The organism is Candidatus Obscuribacterales bacterium (genome assembly GCA_036703605.1).
GTDB lineage: Bacteria > Cyanobacteriota > Cyanobacteriia > RECH01 > RECH01 > RECH01.
In genome coordinates this window covers 1-7,838 of the sequence record DATNRH010000024.1, presented here as the reverse complement: position 1 = coordinate 7,838, position 7,838 = coordinate 1, and the positions used below count along the sequence as shown (strand labels likewise).

5 protein-coding genes are annotated in these 7,838 nt (G+C 49.1%); 4 read left to right on the top strand and 1 reads right to left on the bottom strand.

Annotation, left to right across the window (positions count from 1 at the left end; genetic code table 11):
• Positions 1-127 precede the first annotated feature (127 nt).
• Positions 128-631 carry a DUF6653 family protein gene (locus tag V6D20_00660; protein ID HEY9814308.1) on the bottom strand — a complete coding sequence of 168 codons (504 nt, stop codon included), beginning with the start codon at positions 629-631 and terminating at the stop codon, positions 128-130.
• 783 nt (positions 632-1,414) lie between these two features.
• Between V6D20_00660 and V6D20_00655 the strand changes: the two genes are divergently transcribed.
• The 4 genes from V6D20_00655 (at position 1,415) to V6D20_00640 (ending at position 7,613) form a co-directional block, all read left to right on the top strand.
• Positions 1,415-2,401, top strand: coding sequence for an adenosine deaminase family protein (locus tag V6D20_00655; GenBank protein HEY9814307.1), 987 nt, complete (start codon positions 1,415-1,417; stop codon positions 2,399-2,401).
• A 518-nt stretch (positions 2,402-2,919) separates the two neighbouring features.
• Positions 2,920-4,455 carry an ATP-binding protein gene (locus tag V6D20_00650; GenBank protein ID HEY9814306.1) on the top strand — a complete coding sequence of 512 codons (1,536 nt, stop codon included), beginning with the start codon at positions 2,920-2,922 and terminating at the stop codon, positions 4,453-4,455.
• Positions 4,456-6,513: a hypothetical protein gene (locus tag V6D20_00645; GenBank protein HEY9814305.1), complete on the top strand. Its 2,058-nt coding sequence runs from the start codon at positions 4,456-4,458 to the stop codon at positions 6,511-6,513.
• Positions 6,514-6,752: 239 nt separating this feature from the next.
• Positions 6,753-7,613: a hypothetical protein gene (locus V6D20_00640; protein ID HEY9814304.1), complete on the top strand. Its 861-nt coding sequence runs from the start codon at positions 6,753-6,755 to the stop codon at positions 7,611-7,613.
• Positions 7,614-7,838 lie beyond the last annotated feature (225 nt).

Here is a 7,838-nt window from a genome sequence, read left to right as displayed (position 1 = left end):
TGAGCATCTGCCTTACAGTTTGTTGCTCTTTTTTCAGCAAGCCCTACATATAATCTGATAACCTGATCATCTGATGTCGAGATAGGTTGATATCAACCCTTTTTTCCCGAGAGTAATAAAAGAGGGCTTAATACAGCCAGTTGGCATAGTCTGGCGTGGTGTTTTTCATATCTTCGTAGAGCCACACCATGCGATCAAGGAACCAAAGTTTACCGATGTACATCAGCATCAGCCCAAGGAGAACAAAAGGTAACTTGAAAGCCCATAGACCATTCACAGAAATCGCCAGACCGACCACTGAGAGTCCGGTTAGGGCTTTAGGAAAGATTCGATGATGATCGGGGATAGGCACCTGCTGACGGTTAATCCAGACGCGTTCCCCAAAGACGCTCTTCGAAGCCCAATTTTTGGTGGATTTAGGTACAGGAAAAATACGGGCGTTGTACCAGTTCCAGAGGAGGGCAAGCACCACAAATACCAGGGCCCATTCACCTATCCAGACTCGGCTCCAAATAGCTAGAAACAATAGCGGTATGACGGTCAGGCGAGTCCAGAAACACCAAGGATTAGAGTGACCTTGCCAGGTTTTCTCATCCAGACGGAAAAGAATAGCGATCGCGTTTGCAAACATCAAAAAAATCTCCAAAACGTTGTTACGTTAGTTGGCTTATCACATCAACGTCGTCATATTGACCATAACGTAAGCATGATGAGGGGTATACTGGTTCAACATATCTTTGCCATGAACTCAAGTCTTGGGATAAGGCGATCGCCCGATGATGGTCATATCAAATCTGGCTGAATACTCATGACTGGAACATGCTGCCTTCGATCCCTCGTTGTACCGTCTCCTGAAAAGGAGGCTATATCGGGGTCATGCCCAAGCTTTCATGGCAATCCAGAACGGATGACAATCACCTTCTTAGTAAAACCAGACGTTGTATCCAGAGGAATCCTTACTTGAGCAAGACTTTGATGTTCTGTTTTGTGTTCGATTTCTACTGTAGAGGAGTTATCTATTTTTGTCTCTCTGGAAAAGCTATGGAACCCATCTCAAGGAAACCTATGAAAACCTATGGTTTATGTCTGAAACTCTTTTCCCAAAAGGGATAAGAGTTTTGTGCCCTTTGCTGGAATAATCCTTTCTATCCGCGTTGTAGCTTTTGCTGCGTCGATTCTACTCGGCGATCGCTCCAGCATATTAAGCTAGAACTTACTGAGCAACAGCAAGACCTTCGCATGAATGGACAAGTCTCGATGTTGCTGGATCGTGGTATGGTTCCGCAAAAATTTGCCTAGAGGGTCTGGTCTTCTAGCTAGAGGTTTATGCTCTGATCGAGCAACATCTGATCTCGATGCTTTATTTAATTGCGAGCTAAGAGCGTATCAGTCAGATATGACGAAGGATTTTCCCATGCACAATCTCATTCAACTGCCTAAAGCTGAATTGCACTTGCATCTAGAAGGGGCTCCCCGTTGGTCAACATTGCGGGCAGCGCACAACCACCATTTTGGAACGTCATTGCCAAAGCAGCCCCCTTGGCATGAAGCAGGGTTTCGATTTTCCCACTTTGGGGAATTTCAAGACCTATTTCGGCGCTACATACACCCTTGGCTGCAAACGCCCCGTGGCTATGCAGAGGTCATGCGTGATGTGGTTGATAGTTTGATTGAGCAAAATATCCGTTATGCCGAGGTGAACTTTGCACCATCTATGGTGGCACGTCATGGAGCCTCGTTGCCCCAGGTTTGGGACTGGATCGCTGCCGAACTTGAACGGGCGCGATCGCACCACTGCATCATCCGTATCTTTGTCGGGTTGATGCGTCCTCACGGAGTGGAAGAGGCGATCGCTTGGGTGAAGGAAACGCGATTGCTGGATATTGTCTCTGGCTATGATCTGCAGGGGGATGAAGTCGGCTGGCCTGCTGATCTGTTTCAACCTGCTTTTGATCTTGCTAGGGACGTAGGCAAGCGGGTCAAAGTTCATGCCGGCGAAATGACGGGCCCGGAAAGTATTCGTATGGCCGTTGAGCAGATGGGAATTACCCAGATCGGCCACGGTACGTCAGCCGTGCAAGATCCAGACCTAGTGGAGTTGTTGCGCGATCGCCAGGTTACCGTTGAGGTTTGTCCGACTTCCAATGAGCGACTGGGCAATGTGGCATCCTACCTAGCCCATCCCATTTTTGAGCTAGACCAAGCCAGAGTCGCGGTCACTGTTAACTCTGACGACCCAACCTTTTTTGGCGTCACTCTAACGGATGAGCTCCTGCGTTTAATGCAAGAAAGAAAGGCTACGCTCACCGACATCAAACGCTGGATGAGTCACGCTTTTCAAAAGGCCCTCATTGATGACAAGACACGCCAACAGGTTCTCCAAGAGCTAAACCGCGCTTGATCCTTCTTTTGTCAGGGGGAGACATCCTGATTCTCTCGTCATTGCAGCTAACGATACCTGACGAGAGAATCAGGGTTTGACCTCCTTCTTTCCCAGTCTGACCAACGAGGGTTGATATTAAATCCGGTTAGACACGCCTTGTATGCAAAGCTTGGTCAGTACCTGAGGGGCTATAGCCTCCCTGCCAAGGAAGCGGCGCAGCGGCCAAGGCAGGATATCCAAGTTGTAACTCTGTGTAACCCTTCAGCCGGATTTAATATCCCTAGAGGCCATGCCCTGATGGAGCAGCGCCCCCTGTCGTCACCAAAGGTTTATGCACATGACAGGGCTTATATCTGATAGGGCTCATATCTTAGAGGAGGTCGCCTTTGTTCACGGTTTGGATCGGCATAGCTGCAACCTGACCCATGAAGGAGGTGTTGCGTACCTATCTATCTCAAATAAAAACCTGTAGATTATTCAAATGTTCTGATTTTTCCAGTAATCTCATGGGAGGTCACTATACTCCCAACCTAGCCATGACTCTGGAGACAGCCCTCACAATCGTGAATACTGCGCTGCAAGCAGCGATTGGGCGCTCTCTTAACGACATTGAAACCCTGATCTTTGAAGGATCCTGGCAGGGTAAAACCTATCCCCAAATTGCCGACGAAGCTGGCTACTCTATCAACTATCTCACCACTGACGTGGGCCCTAAATTTTGGAAAACCCTCAGCCAAGCCCTTGATGAGTCTGTCAACAAGAAGAACTTTAAAGCAGCCATCCAAAGACGAGCAATTGTAACGGATGTAGCCTTCCAGCACACTGCTGCCGAAACAACATTCCGACCTCATCCCATAACTTCTTGGGGCGAAGCACCCGACGTCACACAATTTTATGGACGCCAGGAAGAGCAGTCCATCATTGCTCGCTGGATTGACACAGAACGTTGCCGGCTGATTGCTGTGTTGGGGATGGGGGGGATTGGTAAAAGTACTCTGGTGACGAAGGTGGCGAAGCAATTTGCTGAGGAAAAGAGGAGAGGGGAGGGAAACTCTGACCCAACCTCTGTCCTCTCTTCTTCATCCAGCTACTCAGCGACCCCTTTCACCCACATCATCTGGCGATCGCTGCGTCATGCTCCACCCCTCTCGGCTCTGCTTGCTGACCTTATCGACATCCTGTCGGATCATCAAGACATGGACGGCGGGCGATCGCGCCTGCTGTACTGGCTAAGGGAAAAGCAGTGCCTCATGGTGCTAGATAATCTCGAAACCATATTGCAAGCGGGCGACTATGCTGGATATTACCGGGAAGGGTATGAAGACTATGGCGACCTGATTCGGTTGTTGGGTGAAACGTCCCATCAAAGCTGTATCATGTTGACCAGTCGGGAAAAATCAGCGGAAATTGGGGCTCTAGAGGGCCTGAATAGCAGCACACGGACGCTACAGTTGAGCGGGTCTGTGGAGACCGCGATCGCTCTCCTTCAGAACAAGGGATTGCAGGGCACGACGGTTCAGCAACAACTATTGTGCGATCGCTACAGCTATAATCCCCTGGCCCTCAAACTTATAGCCACTACCATTCAGGACTTATTTGAGAGAGACATCGGCGCATTTCTGGCAGAAGATGCGGTCATTTTTAACAGTGTGCGTCGGCTGCTAGAGGAGCAGTTTCAACGGTTGAGTGACTTGGAGCAGGCGGTTATGGTTTGGCTGGCTATCAACCGCGATTGGACAGATATGGGCGAGTTGGCAGAGGACATGTTGCCGACGGTGCCTAAAGTGCGATTGTTAGAAGCGCTAGAATCCCTTCGCTGGCGAGGACTGATTGAAAGCCGCCATCGGCGCTACACCCAACAGCCTGTGGTTATGGAATATGTCACTGAATATTTGGTGGAAACCCTAAGTCGTGAGGTAGTGAGCGCAGATCTGTGCTTCTGGCATCACTATGCACTGATGAAAACCACGCTGCGGGAGGCGATCGCTGAGTCTCAACGGCGGCTCATGGTCATGCCTATCGTTGTCGCGATGCGAGAGCGCTTTCCCACCATCGCCGTGCAAACCCAATAGTTGCAGACCCTGCTCACAGCAATTCGCACCACCCATCCCACCAGCTATGGAGCCGGCAACCTCATCAATCTTGGCAACGCTCTCGATATTCACCTAACTGGTTTTGACTTTTCTGGGCTCACCATCCGCCATGCTGACTTGCGATATCGGCTCTTTCATCGGGTCAATTTTGCCCGTGCCCACTTTAGGCACACCGCCTTTAAACAAACCTTCGGCAGCATTTTTGCCCTGAGCTACAGTCAGGATGGCACCTCCTTGATCACAGGCAACAGTATAGGACAGGTGCGACTGTGGGACAGTCTTCACTTCCAACCTACGGTAACGTTCCCGGTTCACAGAAGCTACATCTGGGACATTTGCCCCCATCCCGATGGGCAATGGATTGCAACCTGTAGCGAAGACCAAACGGTGAAGGTATGTGATCTCAGCACAGGAGGTTTGCAAGCGGAGTTGTCGGTTGCGCCAACGATTGCCCGAGCGATCGCCTGGATTGATCCCGAGACATTGGCGATCGGCAGCATCGACGGCACAATTCGTCTGTGGCGACCGACTGCTTCGGATCCAGGGTCTGTGATTGCTGAGCATACAGATATCGTGAATAGCTTATCTTGGCATGTGGACTCTGCCACCTTAGCCAGCAGCAGCAGTGATGGTACTGTCAAGCTTTGGCGAATTCCAGATGGGCGTTGCCAGCAAACCCAGAATTTTAATGACGTGCCGGTGCGCTGGGCTGCCTGGAGTCCTGATGGGCAAACCCTCGCCTGTGCGCTGGAAGACAGTACCCTCGACCTGTGGCATCCCAGATCCAATAGTCTGCAATCGCTTCAGGGGCATACGAATACGGTCTGGAGTGTAGATTGGCGTCCCGATGGTCAGGTGATTGCCAGTGCGTCTCACGATGCCACGATTCGCCTATGGGAAGCAGCAACTGGGCGCTGTCTGAAGGTGTTGCAAGGTCATGACAATTGGGTTTGGCATGCTCGCTGGCATCCCCAGCAGGTGCTGCTAGCCCGCGGTGGTCATGATGGGGCCCTGCGGCTTTGGAATACGGTATCAGGACATTGTTTGCAAAGCTGCTGTGGGCATTTAGCAAATGTACGGGCGATCGCCGCCTCCCCAAACGGCGAAACGCTGGTGCTGGGTTGCGATGATACCATTCTGCGGCTTTGGCGACCGGATCAGCCCTCTCACTTTGATCACATCAATGGTCACGATCATCTTATTTCAGACCTTCGCTGGAGCCCTGATGGAGAAAAATTTGTTAGCGCGTCTCACGATCGCACCCTACGGATTTGGTCACAATCATCTCGGCGTTGCCTCAGCGTGTTGCGAGGTCATGCTAACTGGCTTTGGTCTGTTGACTGGCATCCAACCCAAGATTGGTTGGCTAGCGGCAGCGTTGATGGCACCGTGAAGCTCTGGCAGTTCAACCAACTCTCCCCATTTCGCACCCTTGCCGCATCCAGTAACTGGGTGCTCTCAGTGCGTTGGCATCCGACTGGACAATGGCTTGCTGCCGCAGGCGACAACGATCTTTATCTTTGGCAACCAGATACCTGGACCTGTGTTCACCTGCTCACAGGTCATAAGCACTGGGTTTGGCGTCTGTCCTGGCATCCAAAGGGCGATCTGCTTGCGAGCGGCAGCTATGATAACACCTTAAAACTTTGGCAAATCCGACCTGATGCTAGCTATTGTATCCGAACTCTAGAGCATCCTGGAGTCGTCAGTGTTATTGCCTGGAATTCTCAAGGAGATCTTCTGGCAACAGGTTGTCATGATGGCATCATCCGCCTTTGGGAACCAAACACAGGAGACTGTGTGGCTGCACTTCAAGGGCACGATAACCAGATTCTGGCCCTAGAGTTCTCGAACGATAATCAATATCTCTACAGCAGTGCTGCAGACGAAACCTTGAAAATTTGGCACATACCATCACTGAACTGTAGTCTAACGACCCGGATCGATCATCCCTATGAAGGCATGTGCATCAGTGATGTTCAAGGCATTTCTGTCGTTCAGCAATTAGATCTAAAAACATTGGGCGCTAAGGAGTAGAGTGTGGCGCAGCAATATTGAATGGTTGGATTAGAGCAGTAAGAGAGCGGAGGAGCAGACTAGTGGCGTTATTCGAGTGAGTCTGGCGTTTGGATGCTAAAAGTCTATGGTTGCTGCTTTTGGTACCTAGATCATCAGAAGATTAGTTAGTTACGATCGCTCTATGAGTTAACCGATGAAGAGCTAGAAGGGGTGACGGTGTAGCAAGATGTTTCTAGGCTGTGAGCTGAGATAGAATTGTGAAGCTGATAAGGGAGATTGTTTACATGTCACGTAGAAGAACTCTCAAGGGAAGCAGAGTTTTCAGTCTAGAATCTTCAATACTGGTTAAGCAAGCTTTCACGATTGAGGTTTGTCCTAAAGTTATTGACAGTTTGTATATAGACAGGGCCATAGTTGTATTTGATGCTGATAACGATAACACCATTGAGGTCATACCGAAAAGCACCGAGTTTGAGAGCGATAATTGTTTGAAGTTATTGCGAGAAGAGTCCGACTGCCTAGTAAGATACATTACTCAAAAACTCACGTTTCATTACTCCTTTCTTCACCAAGCGTCACTCAAGCGAGATGATCTACATGAAGAAGTGACAGCAGATGATAATAGAATCATTGTTGAAGCTAGCCAAGGACAGTGCGCTGATATTGAAACAAAGGACTATTACTTTACCAGTCAAGAAGCTATTTTAAAGCTTCTTGACTTTCTAAATAAAGATAATGAGGAGCAAGATATTTATAGCGATATGTTCTATGCAGCATTATGCATGACTGATCCAATAGCTATTTATATGAGCCTCTATGCTATAGGACTATACTTATGTGACAGGAAAAAACAGCGCCAACGTCAATTTGAAGATTTTATCTGCGAAGAATTTCAAGAAGAAAGATCTTGTCAGTCTGGAATACCAGATAGAGAGGAAACTAAGTATACGTATTTACGCAATCGGCTTGCTCATTTCAAAGCCAAAAGTTCTTCCACCGCAGAAGATGGCGGTGACTTTTATACCTTAAGTCGTATTAGATGCGAGATGTATAACATTCTTCCCCAACTCAAATGCATAGTCAAAAAGGCTATAATTATGAAGTCTGTGGCCCAATAAGAAAATACAGCCATAACGCCAAGCAACCCTGAGTTCTTATCCTCTCTAGCCATGGGTGTGCTGGGCAGGTTAGATCTACCTAACCTTTGCTCCGATCGCTTCCTCCTAGGCGATCGCCATACCTGAGCAAGTGAGATTCTAGACAACCACACCCATCGATGAACGACCGCCAAAATGGATAGTCATCGTAGCAGATGCGATCGCATAGACTATGAGTATCAAAAT

Bases quoted from the DNA above. Each gene is read 5' to 3' on its own strand.
- V6D20_00660 (HEY9814308.1), bottom strand. From the start codon at position 631: ATGTTTGCAAACGCGATCGCTATTCTTTTCCGTCTGGATGAGAAAACC.
- V6D20_00655 (HEY9814307.1), top strand. From the start codon at position 1,415: ATGCACAATCTCATTCAACTGCCTAAAGCTGAATTGCACTTGCATCTA.
- V6D20_00650 (HEY9814306.1), top strand. From the start codon at position 2,920: ATGACTCTGGAGACAGCCCTCACAATCGTGAATACTGCGCTGCAAGCA.